Raw genomic sequence first — 18,390 nt, 5'->3', positions numbered from 1 at the left:
GTGAAAAAATTTGCAGAGTTACTTCGAGAGGAAGTGTAATATATGAAACAAAAAGTATTAATTGTTGGTGCAGGTGAAGGCGGGAGCGCACTGCTGAATCTGTTACAAAGTTCGAATATATTTCAAATTATAGGGATTATTGATATAAATCCGTTGGCAAAAGGATTACAAATTGCTAAGGAATATGGAATTGCAATTGGAGAAAGTGTAACTCCATTTCTTTCTATGCATATCGATGTAATATTTGATATGACAGGTGAAGATGATGTACATAAAGTTTTATTGGAAAAAAAGAAAAAAGACACTCTTCTTATACCGGGTGATATTGCAAAAATTGTTACAGGGTTAGCGCATGAGAAGGAAGGGTTAATTGGGCGGTTAGAGGAACAAACGCAACAAGGAGAATTAATTTTAAATTCTACGCATGACGGCATGATCGTAATTGATCGAGAGGGACAAGTTCGTCTTTTTAATAAAAGTGCAGAGCGTATTATCGGATATAAAAAAGAAGAGGCGATAGGAAAATATATTTTAGAAGTCATTCCCACTAGTAAATTACTTCGCATTATACGTACGAAACAAATAGAAGTAAATTATGAACTAACATTAGAGAATGGAAAGAAAATTATTACAACGCGTATACCGATATTAAAAGAGGGCGGAGAGGTACAAGGGGCCTTTGCAATTTTTAAAGATATAACAGAAGTTGTAGATTTAGCGGAAGAAGTTACAGACTTAAAAGAAATTCAAACACTATTAGAGGCAATTATCAACTCATCTGAAGAAGCGATTTCGGTTGTGGATGAAAAAGGAAGAGGTTTAGTCATTAACCCGGCATATACGAAATTAACGGGTCTAACAGAAGAAGATATTATTGGGAAGCCTGCTACAACTGATATTGTAGAAGGCGAAAGTATGCATATGAAAGTACTTCGAACGCGTCGTGCGGTGCGCGGAATACATATGAAGATTGGGCAAAAAAAGCGCGATGTAATTGTAAACGTAGCGCCAGTTATTGTGGATGGAATATTGAAAGGAAGCGTTGGCGTTATCCGTGACGTGTCGGAAATTCAAAAGTTAACAAATGAATTGAATAGAGCAAGGCAAATTATTCGCACATTAGAAGCAAAATATTCATTTGATGATATTGTCGGAAATTCAGATGAAACAACGGCAGCTATCGAACAGGCGAAGCTAGGAGCGAATACACCAGCAACGGTACTGTTACGCGGTGAATCTGGGACTGGTAAAGAATTGTTTGCACATGCAATCCATAATGGAAGTAATCGAAAATACAATAAATTCGTCCGTGTAAACTGTGCGGCCATTTCGGAGACGTTGTTAGAAAGTGAATTATTTGGTTATGAGGAAGGGGCGTTTTCTGGAGCGAAAAGAGGCGGGAAACGTGGGTTCTTTGAGGAAGCGAATAACGGTAGTATTTTTTTAGATGAAATAGGGGAGTTATCTGCAAATACACAAGCGAAACTCCTTCGTGTATTGCAGGAAAAAGAAATTGTAAAAGTTGGTGGAACGAAAGCGATACCCATTAATGTTCGAGTAATTGCAGCGACACATGTGAATTTAGAAAAGGCTATTCTTGAAGGGAAGTTTAGGGAGGATTTATATTATCGATTAAATAAAATTCCAATTCAAATCCCATCTCTTCGTCAACGTAAAGGAGATATACCGAAAATTGCGGACAGGTTGATTCAAAAAATTAATCAAGATTATGGTCGTAATGTAGAAGGGCTCACTGATTCAGCTATTTTATATTTACAATCATACGAATGGCCAGGAAATGTGAGAGAACTTGAAAATATTTTAGGACGAGCGATTATTTTTATGAATTATAACGAGATCTATATTGATGTACAACATTTACCGCCATTACATAATGAAGAGCAGGTGGAGTCAAAGCAATCTCATTTATTACCTGAATTAGAAGAAAAGCCACTTGAACATTTAGTAACAGAGTTTGAAGGGAATATTATTCATGAATATTTGGAGAGATTTGATGGGAATAAAACACAAACTGCAAAAGCGTTAGGAATTTCCGTTCGAAATTTATATTATAAGCTAGAAAAGTATGACCATGCAAAAAATAGCATGCAATAAATTGCGTACCGTGCAATTTATTGCATGGTATACAAAAAGTGACAGAATAAGACAGAATCTTTTGTTATTTTCCAAAGTATTGATTTTACTGCATTTTGAATGCGTTTTCATTATTGGTAAGACCACTTTTAAAAGTTGGCACGGTATTTGCTTTATAAATAGACGAGGGACGACGGAAAGGGTTGATTACAAAATATGAAGTTAGAATACTTAATTGATCAAGCAGCGGGACAGCCTAAAAAAACTGTAGCTGTAGCAGTAGCTGAAGATCATGAAGTAATTGAAGCTGTAGCGAAAGCAATTAAATTACAGCTAGCTCAATTTCGTCTATATGGAAATCAAGAAAAAATAATGGGGATGCTACAAGAACATGGTTTACAAACTTCAGAACATGTTGAAGTGATTGCAGCAATGTCTAATGCAGAGGCTGCAGAACTTTCTGTTAAAGCTGTGAGAAATGGTGAGGCAGACGTGCTTATGAAGGGTAACATCCCAACAGCGAATATTTTGAAGGCTGTGTTAAACAAAGAGTGGGGCCTACGTAAAGGTAGCGTACTTTCACATGTAGCAGCATTTGAAGTTCCAAATTACGATCGTCTTATTTTCGTTACAGATGCAGCGATGAACATCGCACCTGACGTAACACAAAAAGCTGCTATTATACAAAATACTGTAGAAGTTGCCCGGGCAATAGGAATCGACTTGCCAAAAGTGGCACCAATCGCAGCAGTAGAAGTTGTGAATCCAGCGATGCAGGCGACAATTGATGCAGCGATGTTAACACAAATGAATCGCCGCGGACAAATTAAAGATTGTATCGTTGATGGACCACTTGCTTTAGATAATGCAGTATCACAAATTGCAGCAGAGCATAAAGGCATAGTAAGTGATGTAGCAGGTAAGGCAGACATTTTACTCGTCCCAACGATTGAAGCTGGAAATGTGCTATATAAATCACTCGTATACTTTGCGGATGCAAAAGTAGGAGCAATGATTGCTGGCGCAAAAGCACCGATTGTTTTAACATCTCGTGCTGATTCAGCAGAAACAAAAGTATATTCATTAGCATTGGCAGTTGCGACTGCTTCAAAATAAACCAAAAAGGGTAAAACATTAGGGGGAAACGACAATGACATTAGAAATCTTCGAATACTTAGAAAAATATGATTATGAGCAAGTAGTATTTTGTCAAGATAAAGAATCTGGTTTAAAAGCAATTATTGCAATTCATGATACAACACTTGGACCGGCTCTTGGTGGAACAAGAATGTGGACATATGATTCTGAAGAAGCGGCGATTGAAGATGCATTGCGTCTTGCAAAAGGTATGACATACAAAAACGCAGCAGCTGGTTTAAACTTAGGTGGTGCGAAAACAGTAATTATCGGTGATCCACGTAAAGATAAGAGCGAAGCGATGTTCCGTGCATTAGGACGTTATATCCAAGGGCTAAACGGACGTTACATTACAGCTGAAGATGTTGGTACAACAGTAGATGATATGGATATTATCCACGAAGAAACTGACTTTGTAACAGGTATCTCACCATCATTCGGTTCTTCTGGTAACCCATCTCCAGTAACTGCATACGGTGTTTACCGTGGTATGAAAGCAGCTGCAAAAGAAGCTTTCGGTACTGACAATTTAGAAGGAAAAGTAATTGCTGTTCAAGGCGTTGGTAACGTAGCATATCACCTATGCAAACATTTACACGCTGAAGGAGCAAAATTAATCGTTACAGATATTAATAAAGAAGCTGTACAACGTGCTGTAGAAGAATTCGGTGCATCAGCAGTTGAACCAAATGAAATTTACGGTGTTGAATGCGATATTTACGCACCATGTGCACTAGGCGCAACAGTTAATGATGAAACTATTCCACAACTTAAAGCAAAAGTAATCGCAGGTTCTGCAAATAACCAATTAAAAGAAGATCGTCACGGTGACATCATTCATGAAATGGGCATTGTATACGCACCAGATTATGTAATTAATGCAGGTGGCGTAATTAACGTAGCAGACGAATTATATGGATACAATAGAGAACGTGCACTAAAACGTGTTGAGTCTATTTATGACACGATTGCAAAAGTAATCGAAATTTCAAAACGCGATGGCATAGCAACTTATGTAGCGGCAGATCGTCTAGCTGAAGAGCGCATTGCAAGCTTGAAAAATTCTCGTAGCACTTACTTACGCAACGGTCACGATATTATTAGCCGTCGCTAATCATTCATATATAACTTTTACAAAAGGTGTGGTTACCTCTTATGAGGTTACCACTTCCTTTTGAATTTATTAGTGGAGGTAGCAACATTGTCTGTAAATCGAATTCTTGTTATTAACCCAGGTAGTACATCCACAAAAATTGGTGTTTTTGATAATGAAAGACCCGTTCTAGAAGAAACGATTCGTCATGACGTAGAACAGATTGGAAAATATAAGAGAATTATCGACCAATATGAGTTTCGAAAAGAAACGATTTTAGAAGTTCTACATTCTCATGGTATTAACATTTCAAAATTAAACGCTGTTTGTGGGCGTGGTGGATTACTTCGTCCAATCGAAGGCGGTACGTATACAGTAAACGATGCGATGTTAGAAGATTTAAAAAATGGCTTTAGCGGTCATCACGCTTCAAACCTTGGAGGCATTTTAGCATATGAAATTGCTTCTGGATTAAACATTCCTGCATTCATTGTGGATCCTGTCGTTGTAGATGAGATGGAGCCGGTTGCTCGTATAAGTGGTATTGCTGGTATGGAACGCAAAAGTATCTTCCATGCATTAAATCAAAAAGCAGTTGCTCGTAAAGTAGCTGAACAGTTAAATCACAAATACGAGGATTTAAATTTATTAGTTACACATATGGGCGGTGGTATTACAGTTGGTGCTCATAAAAAAGGAAGAGTAATCGATGTGAATAACGGTTTAAACGGAGAAGGACCATTTAGTCCAGAGCGCGCTGGTACAGTACCAGTAGGGCAACTAGTAGAAATGTGTTTCTCTGGTGAGTATTACCGTGATGAAATGATTAAAAAACTTGTCGGACAAGGTGGACTTGTAAGTTTAATCGGTACAAATGATGCGATTAAAGTAGAGCAAATGGTTGAAAAAGGTGATCCTGAAGCAACTCTTATTTATAAAGCAATGGCGTATCAAGTTGCAAAAGAGATTGGCGGAGCTAGCGCTGTACTTCACGGGAAAATCGATGCAATCGTATTAACTGGTGGACTGGCATACAGTAAAATTCTTGTCGATGAAATTAAAGAGCGAGTGGACTGGATTGCAGATGTTATCGTACATCCAGGCGAAGATGAGTTAGAAGCGTTAGCAGAAGGAGCACTTCGTGTATTACGTGAAGAAGAAGCTCCAAAAGAATATGTTGTACGTGAAAAAGAAACGGTAGCTAGGGGTTGAGATAATGGCAAAAGAATATGATTTAGTCATCGTTGGCGGCGGTACTGGTGGATATGTTGCTGCAATTCGTGCATCACAATTAGGGTTAAAAACAGCATTAGTCGAAAAAGAAAATCTTGGTGGTACTTGTTTACACAAAGGATGTATTCCTAGTAAAGCTCTTTTACGTAGTGCGGAAGTATATGCAACTGCTAAAAAAAGCGAAGAGTTCGGAGTTATTGCAAGCAATGTAGAACTAAACTTTGCGAAAGTACAAGAGCGTAAAGAGAAGATTGTAACGCAGCTTCATAAAGGCGTTCAACATTTAATGAAACAAGGTAAAATTGATGTGTTTGAAGGTATTGGCCGTATTCTTGGCCCGTCTATTTTCTCTCCAATGCCAGGGACAATTTCAGTTGAACTTGCAAGTGGTGAAGAGAATGAAATGTTAATTCCAAAAAATGTACTTGTTGCAACAGGTTCTCGTCCAAATTCATTACCAGGTTTAGAATTAGACGGAGAGTACGTAATGTCTTCGGATCATGCCCTGAAAATGGAAACGCTTCCTAGTTCAATTATTATTGTTGGTGGCGGTGTAATCGGTATTGAGTGGGCATCTATGCTTGCTGACTTCGGTGTAGAAGTTACAGTATTAGAGTATGCGAAAACGATATTACCACTAGAAGATCAGGACGTTTCAAAAGAAATGCAACGTCTATTCAAGAAAAAAGGTATTAAAGTGGTAACTGGTGCGAAAGTATTACCAGAAACATTGGTAAAAGATAATGGAGTAACAATCCAAGCTGAACATAACGGTGAGAATAAAGAATTTAAAGCTGAAAAAATGCTTGTATCTGTAGGAAGACAAGCGAATACGCAAAATATTGGCTTAGAGAATACAGATATCGTTGTGGAAAAAGGATACATTCAAACAAATGAGTTTTATCAAACGAAAGAATCGCATATTTACGCAATTGGAGATGTAATCGGTGGTTTGCAACTTGCTCACGTTGCTTCTCATGAAGGGATTGCTGCAGTAGAACATATTGCAGGGAAAGAAGTTACACCAATTGATTACTCTATGGTATCAAAATGCGTATATAGCAGTCCAGAAGTTGCTTCTGTCGGTTTAACAGAACAAGAAGCGAAAGAAAAAGGCTATAAGTTAAAAGTAGGTAAGTTCTCATTCCGCGCAATCGGAAAAGCACTTGTATACGGAGAATCAGATGGTTTCGTAAAACTTGTAGTTGATGAAGAGACAAATGACATTCTTGGTGTTCATATGATTGGACCACATGTAACAGATATGATTTCTGAAGCTGGTCTTGCAAGAGTACTTGATGCAACACCTTGGGAAGTAGCACATACAATTCATCCGCATCCATCATTATCTGAGGCGATTGGTGAAGCAGCACTTGCTGTAGATGGAAGAGCGTTACACGCATAAAAATGTGGATTTAGGAGGTTATGAAAAATGGCAGAAGTAAAAGAAAAGCGCCATGAAGAGCTTGGCTTAAGTGATGAGCAAGTATTAGAAATGTTCCGTACGATGTTACTTGCACGTAAAATCGACGAACGTATGTGGTTATTAAACCGTGCTGGAAAAATTCCATTCGTAATTTCTTGTCAAGGACAAGAGGCTGCACAAGTTGGAGCGGCGTTCGCTCTTGATAGAGAGAAAGATTATGCATTACCATACTACCGTGATATGGGTGTTGTACTAGCATTTGGTATGACAGCTAAAGAGCTTATGTTGTCTGCTTTCGCGAAAGCTGGAGATCCAAACTCTGGTGGTCGTCAAATGCCTGGTCACTTCGGTCAAAAGAAAAATCGTATTGTCACAGGTTCATCTCCAGTAACAACGCAAGTACCACATGCAGTTGGTATTGCACTAGCTGGAAAAATGGAGAAGAAAGATTTAGTAACGTTCGTTACATTTGGAGAAGGTTCTTCAAACCAAGGTGACTTCCATGAAGGGGCAAACTTTGCTGGTGTACACAAACTACCTGTTATTTTTATGTGTGAAAATAACAAATATGCAATCTCTATTCCGGTTGAAAAACAATTAGCATGTAAAAACGTATCAGATCGTGCAATTGGTTATGGTATGCCTGGATATACAATAGACGGAAACGATCCGCTTGCAGTGTATAAAGCTGTAAAAGAAGCAGCAGATCGCGGTCGTCGTGGTGAAGGCCCAACTTTAATTGAAACAGTATCATATCGTTTAACAGCACATTCTAGTGACGATGATGATCGTGTTTATCGTGATAAAGAAGAAGTAGAAGAAGCAAAGAAAAAAGATTCAATTATAACATTCGCGGCTTATTTAAAAGAAGCTGGTGTGTTAACTGAGGAATCCGAAAAACAAATGTTAGACGAAATTATGCATATCGTAAATGAAGCAACAGAATATGCAGAAAATGCTCCGTATGCAGCACCTGAAGATGCATTGAAGCACGTATACGCAGAATAGGGGGGAACGTTTCATGGCTGTAATGTCTTATATTGATGCTATTACATTAGCAATGCGCGAAGAAATGGAACGCGATGAAAAAGTATTCGTTTTAGGAGAAGATGTTGGTAAAAAAGGTGGCGTGTTTAAAGCGACACACGGTTTGTATGATCAATTTGGTGAAGATCGTGCGCTTGATGCACCGCTTGCAGAATCTGCAATTGCTGGGGTAGCAATTGGTGCAGCAATGTATGGTATGCGTCCAATCGCTGAAATGCAGTTTGCTGATTTCATCATGCCAGCAGTAAACCAAATTGTTTCTGAGGCAGCAAAAATTCGTTATCGTTCTAATAATGATTGGACTTGTCCAGTTACAATCCGTGCACCATTTGGCGGGGGTGTTCACGGTGCATTGTATCATTCACAATCTGTAGAAGCGATGTTTGCAAACCAGCCAGGTTTAAAAATCGTTATCCCTTCTACACCATATGATGCAAAAGGCTTATTAAAAGCAGCCATTCGTGATGAAGATCCAGTATTATTCTTCGAACATAAACGTGCATATCGTTTAATTAAAGGTGAAGTGCCGGAGGATGACTACGTATTACCAATCGGAAAAGCAGATGTAAAACGTGAAGGTGATGATATTACAGTTATCACGTACGGATTATGTGTTCATTTTGCTCTTCAAGCAGCTGAAAAGTTAGCACAAGATGGCATCTCTGCACACATTCTTGATTTACGTACTGTATATCCATTAGATAAAGAAGCAATCATTGAAGCAGCTTCTAAAACAGGTAAAGTTCTTCTTGTAACAGAAGACAATAAAGAAGGAAGCATTATGAGTGAAGTGGCAGCAATTATTGCTGAAAACTGTCTATTTGATTTAGATGCGCCAATCGCACGTCTTGCAGGTCCAGACGTTCCAGCAATGCCATATGCACCAACAATGGAAAAATTCTTTATGGTAAATCCAGATAAAGTTGAAAAAGCAATGCGTGAACTTGCGGAATTTTAATCGGGGGGACTATACATGGCTGTAGAAAATATTACAATGCCTCAGCTCGGGGAGAGCGTTACAGAGGGCACAATTAGTAAATGGCTCGTTAATGTTGGCGATCACGTAAACAAGTATGATCCGCTTGCAGAAGTAATGACTGATAAAGTAAATGCTGAAGTACCATCTTCTTTCACTGGTATTGTGAAAGAGTTAATCGCTGGTGAAGGTGATACGTTAGCTGTAGGTGAAGTAGTTTGTGTGATTCAAGTAGAAGGCGCAGACGAAGTAGCAGCAACAGCTGTTGAGGAAAAAACGAAAGAAGAACCAAAGGCAGCAGCAATTACGCCTGAAAAAGCACCGAAAGTAAAACAACCAACTGATGGAAAACCACGTTTTTCACCAGCTGTGTTAAAACTTGCGGGTGAGCATAACGTTGATTTAGATCTAGTAGAGGGTACGGGAGCAAACGGCCGTATCACTCGTAAAGATATTTTAAAGCTAGTGGAATCTGGAAATATTCCGCAAGCAGGTGCGGCGAAGAAAGAGGAAGCTGTAGCGGCGGTAGTAGAAGCTCGCCCAGAAGCAGCACCAGTAGCGCAAAAAGTAGAAGCTGCGAAACCAGTTTCTGTACCTACAATGCCTGGAGATATCGAAATTCCAGTAACAGGTGTGCGTAAAGCAATCGCAGCAAACATGCTACGTAGTAAACACGAAGCACCACATGCTTGGATGATGATTGAAGTAGATGTGACAAACCTTGTGTCATACCGTAACTCAATTAAAGGTGACTTTAAGAAGCGTGAAGGCTTTAACTTAACGTTCTTTGCTTTCTTCGTAAAAGCAGTAGCACAAGCGTTAAAAGAGTATCCTCAAATTAATTCAATGTGGGCTGGCGATAAAATTGTTCAGAAGAAAGATATTAACCTTTCTATCGCTGTTGCAACAGAGGAAGAACTATTTGTACCAGTAATTAAGCAAGCGGACGAGAAAACAATTAAAGGTATCGCTCGTGAAATTACAGAACTTGCAGGAAAAGTACGCAAGAAATCGTTAAAAGCAGACGAAATGCAAGGTGGAACATTTACAATTAATAACACAGGATCATTCGGTTCTGTTCAATCTATGGGTATTATTAATTACCCACAAGCGGCTATTTTACAAGTTGAATCAATTGTAAAACGCCCAGTAATTATGGATAACGGTATGTTCGGTGCTCGTGACATGGTTAACTTATGTTTATCACTTGATCACCGCGTACTTGATGGTTTAATTTGTGGTAAGTTCTTAGGACGTGTTAAAGAAATTTTGGAAAACATGTCAGAAAATAATACATCTGTATATTAATAAAAAGCTCGCTTATGCGAGCTTTTTATTATCTTATTTCTTCATCTACATCCTACTATATGTATAAATACCTTTCCCAGTAATCTTACAATAAACGATTATGTATTAGGAATTTACGAAAATACATTGCTGATATATGGTATATGGATATAAAATAAGAAAAGAATAATTTTTTTGGCAAATCTTACTGATGAAACTGTAGTATAATATATTGTATTGTATGAAAAAGAGAGTTATTCTATATAAGTGTTTTATAGATAATGTGTAATCAGTCGTCAAAACATGAAGAATGTTGACTCCTGGTTTTTTATTTTTGCCGTAACAATGTTTCAGGAGGATGTCATGAAAAGAAGTACCGAGTTTCTAAAAAGTTTAGATGTAAAATTAATTTTAATTTTGTGTGCACTATGTGTGACGAGTATAGCTGCTATATATAGCAGTCAGCAAACGGGACAGTATGGAGCTGCAAACTTTGCTATGAAACAAGGTGTTAACTACATAATTGGGGTTGTATTGTTACTTCTTGTTGCAAGCATTGATTTAGATCAGTTACAAAAATTATCTTGGCCGCTTTATATTGCTGGGTTTGCTTCACTTATTCTTTTGAAAGTATTACCACCATCAGGTTTTACACCTGAAAAATTAGGTGCAAAAAGATGGTTTGTTTTCCCAGTATTTGGACAAATTCAGCCGTCTGAGTTTTTCAAAATTGCATTGCTACTTGTAGTAGCGAGTATAGCAGTAAAACATAATGCACAGTATATGGCAAGGACATTCCAAACAGATTTAAAGCTAGTAGGTAAAATTATGCTAGTGTCACTTCCACCTATGGCGGTTGTATATAGTCAACCTGATACAGGTATGGTGTTCTTATATGCTGCTGCTATTGCATGTATTTTATTTATGTCAGGTATTCAAAAGAAATTGATAGCATTATGTACAGTTATTCCGTTGACCATATTATCTGCTTTAATATTTATTTTCTTTAAGTATCAAGATTTTTTCTATAATAATTTAGTTACTTTACTAAAACCTCACCAACAGTCGCGTATTGTAGGTTGGTTAAATCCATTTGAAAATGCAGATCAAGGTTATCAAACGCAACAATCGATTTTAGCTGTAGGTAGTGGAGGAATGGAAGGTAAAGGGTTTGGGGGAGGAAGCGTCTATATCCCAGAGAAGCATACTGACTTTATTTTCGCTACAATTGCCGAAGAAGGTGGATTTATCGTAGCAGCCTTAGTTGTCTTCTTGTTCCTATTACTACTATATCGAACAATTATTATTGGTTATTCCGCTGATAATTTATTTGGTACATTATTATGCGCTGGATCGATCGGTATATTAACAGTTCAAATATTCCAAAACATCGGTATGATCGTTGGATTAATGCCTGTAAAAGGTATTGCATTACCTTTCTTATCGTATGGGGGAAGTTCCTTATTCTCGAATATGATTATGATGGGGCTCATACTATCGGTACGGAAAACTTATAAAAAATATATGTTTTCAGTTAAGTAAAAAAAGCTGGTTCGTTTTTAAACGAACCAGCTTTTTTTACATATATGCTCATAAACGTTGCAAACTAAAACAGGATAGCAGTTTGAGACGGGTAAGGAGTGCAAAGTGATGCATATGCATATATTTGAAGGAGCACGGCATCTTTCTAATAGTGAATGGGTTATTCGGGCTATTATAGCATACATATTTTTAATATTAGTTGCGAAAGCAATGGGGCAAAGGTCTATCGCACAACTTCGTTTTTTAGATGTTGTATTAGTGTTATTGCTTGGTGGGAATATTTCTAACGCATTGTCTGATGAAAAAGTAGGGTTACTGGGCTCGATGATTACAACGTTCATACTCGTTGTACTTCATATTATAAGCTCAGTTTTAATGCTGAAATGGGATAGATGGAGACGCTTTTTAGAGCCAGCACCTATCATTCTTATACATAATGGTTCCATTGATTTTAGCAATTTGAAAAAGGCGAGAATTACCGTGGAATATTTGTTTTCGGAACTTCGTATGCGAAATGTGAGCGATATTCAAACGATTAAATTAGCATTATGGGAAGCGAACGGTGTCGTTTCTATATTTCGGTATCCAGAATATGAAGCAGTTTCGCGGCTTGATCTTAAAGTGGCGGGAAGAAAATCTCCAGTTTCTTTTGTATTAGTAAAGGATGGGAGGATTCAGAAAGATGTTCTTGCATTATTAGGAAAAACAGAAGCGTGGGCGAGAGAATTTCTAGAGGAGAGTACAGAAGTCGAATCCATTATGTTAGCTACAGTAGATGAATCACATAAAATAAATATTTTGTTAAAAAAATGAAAAATATACGCATTTTGTCGTTTCGTACATATGATACAATAGTGTGGACAACGAAAAAGGAGGCGATACGGTGGGATATGTAGAAGAATTACGAAAAATAGTTGGTCATCGCCCTTTAATTTTAGTTGGTGCTGTTGTACTCGTTATAAATGAAAATGGATATGTTTTATTGCAGCAGCGGACAGAGCCGTACGGAAAATGGGGGCTACCTGGCGGGCTAATGGAGCTTAGTGAATCACCAGAAGAAACAGCTTATCGTGAAGTATATGAAGAGACAGGAATAAAAGTGAAGAACTTGCGACTAATCAATGTATTTTCTGGAGCGAACTACTTTACAAAATTAGCAAACGGTGATGAATTTCAATCTGTAACAACCGCCTATTATACGGATGAATACGAAGGGGATTTTGTTATGAATAAAGAAGAAGCAGTTCAGCTTAAATTCTTTTCAGTAACAGAACTACCTGACTATATTGTAGGATCGCATAAAAAAATGATTGCTGAATATATGAAGATTATGGAAAAAAAGATATAATAATAGTGAAAGAAATACAAAAACACAGTTCTGGTTGGTAGTCCAGACGCATGATTTCATGTCAGTAACCTTCCCCTCCGGGATGTCCCGTATTTCTAATCTTTTAAAGGAGGGGCTGTCAATGGATTTGACAGTATATCACGATGGCCAATTTTTTGTTGGAATTATTACATGCAAAGAACAAGGGAAATTGTATGGAGCGAGGTATATTTTTGGAGCGGAACCGTCAGATGAGGAAGTGCTTATGTTTGTGAATGGTTCACTTTTAGAGCATTTTCAGCATTTTGCAAAATGTGGTGTAGAAGTTAAAGAAAAACAGCGTCCTAAAAACATAAAGCGTATCATACGACAAGCAGCAAAAGAAACAAATGTTAAACGTTTTACTAAGGCGCAAGAGGCGATTAGTTTATCTTATGAATTGCATAAACAAGAAAAGAAAGTGCAGTCTAAGGAGAAGCGAGAAGCTGAAAAAGAAAGAAGACGTTTAATGAAAGTACAAAAAGCAAAGCAAAAACATCGTGGTCATTAAAGAAAAGGTGTTAGAGCAAGTGCTCTAACACCTTTTCTATACTTAAATACAAGTAAACTTACTTGTATTTCATAAACATTAACTGGTAAGATACAAATAGGTAGTTTTAGAGGAGGGAAAAGAGTGATTAATTTTAACTTTTTTATGAATGATGTTGTCCGCCAAGCGCGTGAAGAGATTGTCTCTGCTGGATATACAGAATTGACGACGCCAGAAGCGGTAGAAGAAGCGTTTAAAAGAAATGGAACAACACTTGTAATGGTAAACTCTGTATGTGGTTGTGCAGGTGGTATTGCTCGTCCTGCTGCTGCGCATTCCGTACATTATGATAAACGTCCTAACCACCTTGTAACGGTGTTTGCAGGTCAAGATAAAGAAGCGACAGCAAGAGCGCGTGAATATTTCGAAGGATACCCACCTTCTTCTCCATCATTTGCTTTATTAAAAGATGGAAAAATTGTAACGATGGTAGAGCGTCATGAAATTGAAGGGCATGAACCGATGCAAGTTATTGCGAAACTACAATCGTATTTCGAAGAGAATTGTGAAGAACTATAAAAAATAAGAAAAAGGCGGTACGTCCACAATCAAGTGGATGTACCGTCTTTTTTATTTATTATTTTAATTTCTGAGATATGCATAGTCTTGTTATTTTATGCATTATTTTATACATAACAAACAGCGTTTATATTGTTGTTTTATTTATTTTTATTTTATATATTGCATAAAAATGAAAGTGCTGATACAATACAAACATCGAATAAATATTCTATTAAACTTTTAAATATACATTATTAGGGGGAAGAAAGATGAAGAAGTTAGTATCAATATCGTTTGCACTTATTTTAATTGTAAGTATATTCAGCGCTTGTAGTAATGGGGAATCGAAAGAAACAAAAGGAAATAAGAAAGTACTCGTAATGGGGACTTCAGCAGATTATAAACCATATGAATACGTGGAAGCTTCAAAAAGTGATGAAATTATTGGTTTTGATGTTGATGTTGCTAAATATATCGGAAAAGAACTTGGGTATGAAGTGAAAGTGAAAGATATGGATTTTGGTGGTTTATTAGCATCTCTTAGTTCAGGAAAAGTTGATTTCGTAATGGCAGGCATGACGCCAACTGCAGAGCGTAAAAATAATGTTGATTTTACAGATATTTATTTTGTTGCGAAAAATATGGTCGTTTCTAAAAAGGATTCTAACATTAAATCTGTAGAGGATTTAAAAGGGAAAAAAGTAGGGGTACAAACAGGATCTATTCAAGAAGAGAAAGCGGCAGAATTTAAAAAACAAGTAGATTTCCAAGTTGAGGGACGTGACCGTATACCAGAAATCGTACAAGAAATTAAAGCTGGTCGTTTTGACGCTGCAATTATAGAAGACACAGTTGCTAAAAATTATTTAGAGAAAATGAAAGATTTACAAGGAATTGAAATTAAAGAAGCGCCAGAAGAAGTTGGAGCAGCAATTGCCCTTCCGAAAAACAGTGATAAAACAGCTGAATTTAATAAAGTAATTAAAAAAATGCAAGAAAATGGAGAAATGGATAAATTAGTGAAGAAATGGTTTGGCAGCGGAAAATAAGCTGCCTTTCACTTTTCTGTGAGGGGAATGAAAAGAATGAACTTAGATTTTTCGGAGATTACGCCTTCGATACCATATATACTAAAAGGTTTAGAAGTTACTTTGAAAATTGTAGCAGTATCAGCTTTAGCAGGATTTATTTTAGGAACGTTATTAGCACTTTGTAAAATTGCTAGAATACGAGCGTTAAATATAGCAGCAGATTTTTATACATCAATTTTTCGTGGTACACCACTTGTATTGCAATTAATGATTATTTATTTCGGTGTCCCGCAAATAATTGGTTATGAAATACCAGCATTCTTAGCAGCTGTACTTGCATTTAGCTTGAATTCAGGTGCATACATGTCAGAAGTAATTCGTGCTGGTATTCAAGCAGTTGATAAAGGACAAACAGAAGCAGCAATGGCTTTAGGGATACCATACGGAAAAATGATGAGAAATATTATTTTCCCTCAAGCATTAAAAAATATATTACCAGCGCTTGTGAACGAATTTGCGACACTTACGAAAGAATCGGCTGTAGTAACAGTAATAGGCGCGACTGATTTAATGCGTCGTGCTTACATTGTAGGCGGTGAGACATTTAAATATCTTGAACCATTACTTTTTGTTGGACTGATTTATTATATGTTAGTCATTATTCTTACATTAGTCGGGAAGGCAATTGAAGGGAGAATGAAGAAAAGTGATTAAAATTGAAAACCTTCATAAATCATTTGGTAAAAACGAAGTATTAAAAGGAATTACAACAACGATTGAAAAAGGAGAAGTAGTTGCAATTATAGGACCTTCTGGATCAGGAAAATCAACATTTTTACGTTGTATGAATATGTTAGAAGCACCAACGGATGGTCACATTTGGATTGGAACGGAAGAAGTAACGAATCCGAAAACGAATGTTATGCATGTTCGTGAAAATGTCGGTATGGTATTTCAGCATTTTCACTTATTTCCTCATATGACTGTATTAGAAAATATTACGTATGCTCCTATCAATGTAAAAGGGGTAACGAAGCAAGAAGCTGAAAAGAAAGCTGAGAAACTTTTAGAAAAGGTTGGATTAGTAGATAAAAAAAATACGTATCCGAATCGTTTGTCGGGAGGACAAAAGCAACGTGTAGCAATTGCAAGAGCGTTAGCGATGGAACCGGAAGTTATGTTATTTGATGAACCGACATCGGCGCTAGATCCAGAGATGGTGAAAGAAGTGTTAGAAGTTATGAAATCGTTAGTTACGACAGGAATGACGATGGCTATCGTTACACATGAAATGGGCTTTGCAAAAGAAGTGGCAGATCGTGTTCTTTTCTTGGACGGAGGAAAGCTTGTAGAAGATAGTGCGCCAGAAGAATTTTTTGCAGCGCCGAAAAGTGAACGTGCGCAACAATTTTTACAAAAAATATTGTAATATGAAAAGGTTATGTGAATAATAAGTAGAAAAGGATGACATTGTGTCATCCTTTTTTTATACTAGCTGTAAATACGTTTATACATATAGGAGCAATGATATGTTCAAAATTGGATACCGTACAGTAAAAACAGCAATAGGGACAGGCGCGGCAGTTTTTATTGCTCAGTTATTAGGATTAGAATTTTATAGTTCAGCAGGTATTTTAGTTATTTTATGTGTACAAAATACGAAGCGCAAATCGCTTCAAGTGTCGTTACATCGTTTTCTAGCGTGTGTATTATCAATGGTATTCGCGTTTTGTATTTTTGAAACGATCGGCTATACACCACTTGCAATTAGCATATTGTTACTTACATTTATTCCGACTGCAGTAATGCTTAAAATTCAAGAAGGTATTGTCACGAGTTCAGTTATTGTTATGCATCTATATTCATTGAAGCAAATTACATGGCTTATAGTTGGAAATGAAATTGCTATATTAACAATAGGAATTAGCGTGGCGTTATTAGTAAATATGTATATGCCGAGTAGTGAAAATAAGCTAAAAGAGTATCAGGATAAAATAGAGAGTAATTTTAAAACGATTTTGTTTGAAATGGTTGTGTATTTACGAAATCGAGAAAGTAGTTGGAGTGGATCAGAACTCATTGAAACCGAGAATATGTTAAATGAAGCAAGAGATTTATCGTTTAAAAAACTTGAGAATGCATTTATGCGAGAAGATGATTATTACTATCGTTATTTTAATATGCGTATGCAACAATTCGAAATTTTAGAGCGAATGATACCACTAGCAGCTTCTTTATCGTGGACGTATGAACAAGCTGACATGATTGCAGATGTTGTTGAAAACATTGGTAATGCTATTAGCCCTGAGAGTACAGGCGTTATTTCCTTAAGGCAGCTTCAGGAAATGAGGGAATTATTTAGAGACATGCCATTGCCAGCTACACGCGAAGAATTTGAGATACGTGCGAAACTTGTTCAACTTGTGTATGAAATGGAACAATATTTACTCATTAAAAGTCGCTTTAAGGGAAAGGATAATATAAAAGAACTTATATAGAAGGTAGGAATTATCTATGCCGTATCTTCTCTCTATCATATTATGTCTTTCTTTATCGCCGATTTGGCCTCTTGGGGATAATCCACGTGCCGGAGATCCTTTTATTATTGTAAATAAAGCAACGAATAAATTAGCTTACATTGACGATGGAAAGATTCAAAAGGTTTTTCCAGTAGCGACAGGGAAAACGAATGAATTAACTCCAGAAGGAACTTTTGATGTTGTAATGAAAGCAAAGGATCCGTATTACATTGCGAAGGATATTCCAGGTGGATCGCCAAAAAATCCACTTGGGTCAAGGTGGATTGGATTTAATGCAAGAGGAACTGATGGAAGTAAATATGGAATACATGGAACAAACCAACCGAGTTCAATTGGAAAGTATATTTCACAAGGTTGTATAAGAATGAAGAAAAACGATGTGGAATATTTGTTTGATCGCATTCCAATTGGAACGAAAGTATGGATTGTGAAATCGAAAAAATCATTTCAGCAATTGGCAAAAGAAAAAGGAGCCGTTGCATATGAAAAAGCCAACGAAAAGGTTGGCTTTTTCTATTATAATAAGTTGTCTTGACATGTGTACATAACCGTGCGTTAATGAGAATA

At 37.0% G+C, this 18,390-nt stretch carries 18 protein-coding genes; all 18 read left to right on the top strand.

Annotated features, from left to right (window positions below):
- Positions 1 to 42 precede the first annotated feature (42 nt).
- On the top strand, positions 43 to 2,115 hold the full coding sequence (locus ACTJJY_RS04440; protein WP_000810971.1) for a sigma-54 interaction domain-containing protein: 2,073 nt from the start codon (positions 43 to 45) through the stop codon (positions 2,113 to 2,115).
- Between the two features lie 195 nt (positions 2,116 to 2,310).
- On the top strand, positions 2,311 to 3,210 hold the full coding sequence (yqiS, locus tag ACTJJY_RS04435; RefSeq protein ID WP_000764675.1) for a phosphate butyryltransferase: 900 nt from the start codon (positions 2,311 to 2,313) through the stop codon (positions 3,208 to 3,210).
- 34 nt (positions 3,211 to 3,244) lie between these two features.
- Entirely contained in the window at positions 3,245 to 4,345 is a 1,101-nt protein-coding gene (locus ACTJJY_RS04430) for a leucine dehydrogenase (protein ID WP_000171355.1), read from the top strand.
- An 87-nt stretch (positions 4,346 to 4,432) separates the two neighbouring features.
- On the top strand, positions 4,433 to 5,536 hold the full coding sequence (gene buk / locus ACTJJY_RS04425; RefSeq protein WP_000115781.1) for a butyrate kinase: 1,104 nt from the start codon (positions 4,433 to 4,435) through the stop codon (positions 5,534 to 5,536).
- Positions 5,537 to 5,540: 4 nt separating this feature from the next.
- Entirely contained in the window at positions 5,541 to 6,962 is a 1,422-nt protein-coding gene (gene lpdA, locus ACTJJY_RS04420) for a dihydrolipoyl dehydrogenase (protein ID WP_001051295.1), read from the top strand.
- Positions 6,963 to 6,989: 27 nt separating this feature from the next.
- The gene (gene bfmBAA, locus ACTJJY_RS04415) at positions 6,990 to 7,991 is read left to right on the top strand and encodes a 3-methyl-2-oxobutanoate dehydrogenase subunit alpha (RefSeq protein ID WP_000852551.1); all 1,002 of its coding nucleotides are present in this window, start codon (positions 6,990 to 6,992) and stop codon (positions 7,989 to 7,991) included.
- A gap of 13 nt (positions 7,992 to 8,004) precedes the next feature.
- The gene (bfmBAB, locus tag ACTJJY_RS04410; RefSeq protein ID WP_000290071.1) at positions 8,005 to 8,988 is read left to right on the top strand and encodes a 3-methyl-2-oxobutanoate dehydrogenase subunit beta; all 984 of its coding nucleotides are present in this window, start codon (positions 8,005 to 8,007) and stop codon (positions 8,986 to 8,988) included.
- A gap of 15 nt (positions 8,989 to 9,003) precedes the next feature.
- The gene (locus tag ACTJJY_RS04405) at positions 9,004 to 10,314 is read left to right on the top strand and encodes a dihydrolipoamide acetyltransferase family protein (RefSeq protein ID WP_440605083.1); all 1,311 of its coding nucleotides are present in this window, start codon (positions 9,004 to 9,006) and stop codon (positions 10,312 to 10,314) included.
- Positions 10,315 to 10,656: 342 nt separating this feature from the next.
- Positions 10,657 to 11,835 carry an FtsW/RodA/SpoVE family cell cycle protein gene (locus tag ACTJJY_RS04400; RefSeq protein WP_000831181.1) on the top strand — a complete coding sequence of 393 codons (1,179 nt, stop codon included), beginning with the start codon at positions 10,657 to 10,659 and terminating at the stop codon, positions 11,833 to 11,835.
- 108 nt (positions 11,836 to 11,943) lie between these two features.
- Entirely contained in the window at positions 11,944 to 12,648 is a 705-nt protein-coding gene (locus ACTJJY_RS04395) for a DUF421 domain-containing protein (RefSeq protein WP_000550963.1), read from the top strand.
- Between the two features lie 70 nt (positions 12,649 to 12,718).
- Entirely contained in the window at positions 12,719 to 13,183 is a 465-nt protein-coding gene (locus ACTJJY_RS04390; protein WP_000542551.1) for an NUDIX hydrolase, read from the top strand.
- 121 nt (positions 13,184 to 13,304) lie between these two features.
- Positions 13,305 to 13,712 (top strand): YjdF family protein, encoded by a 408-nt coding sequence (locus ACTJJY_RS04385; RefSeq protein ID WP_440605082.1) that lies wholly within the window; start codon positions 13,305 to 13,307, stop codon positions 13,710 to 13,712.
- A gap of 144 nt (positions 13,713 to 13,856) precedes the next feature.
- Positions 13,857 to 14,270: a BrxA/BrxB family bacilliredoxin gene (locus ACTJJY_RS04380; protein ID WP_001979317.1), complete on the top strand. Its 414-nt coding sequence runs from the start codon at positions 13,857 to 13,859 to the stop codon at positions 14,268 to 14,270.
- Positions 14,271 to 14,521: 251 nt separating this feature from the next.
- Positions 14,522 to 15,301 carry a transporter substrate-binding domain-containing protein gene (locus ACTJJY_RS04375; RefSeq protein ID WP_000737678.1) on the top strand — a complete coding sequence of 260 codons (780 nt, stop codon included), beginning with the start codon at positions 14,522 to 14,524 and terminating at the stop codon, positions 15,299 to 15,301.
- Between the two features lie 36 nt (positions 15,302 to 15,337).
- Positions 15,338 to 15,997, top strand: a complete 660-nt coding sequence (locus tag ACTJJY_RS04370; protein WP_440605081.1) for an amino acid ABC transporter permease — start codon at positions 15,338 to 15,340, stop codon at positions 15,995 to 15,997.
- Complete coding sequence (locus ACTJJY_RS04365) at positions 15,990 to 16,712, top strand: amino acid ABC transporter ATP-binding protein (RefSeq protein ID WP_000590203.1); 723 nt, start codon at positions 15,990 to 15,992, stop codon at positions 16,710 to 16,712. The genes ACTJJY_RS04370 and ACTJJY_RS04365 overlap by 8 nt, the downstream gene beginning before the upstream one ends.
- A 100-nt stretch (positions 16,713 to 16,812) precedes the next feature.
- Positions 16,813 to 17,781 carry an aromatic acid exporter family protein gene (locus tag ACTJJY_RS04360; protein WP_106824136.1) on the top strand — a complete coding sequence of 323 codons (969 nt, stop codon included), beginning with the start codon at positions 16,813 to 16,815 and terminating at the stop codon, positions 17,779 to 17,781.
- Between the two features lie 16 nt (positions 17,782 to 17,797).
- Positions 17,798 to 18,358, top strand: coding sequence for a L,D-transpeptidase (locus ACTJJY_RS04355; RefSeq protein WP_001146566.1), 561 nt, complete (start codon positions 17,798 to 17,800; stop codon positions 18,356 to 18,358).
- Positions 18,359 to 18,390: the final 32 nt, after the last annotated feature.

This window comes from Bacillus sp. 22475 (assembly GCF_052044835.1).
Taxonomy (GTDB): Bacteria; Bacillota; Bacilli; order Bacillales; family Bacillaceae_G; genus Bacillus_A; species Bacillus_A cereus.
Note: the sequence above shows the minus strand (reverse complement) of the source record. Positions and strands in the feature narration are given on the sequence as shown.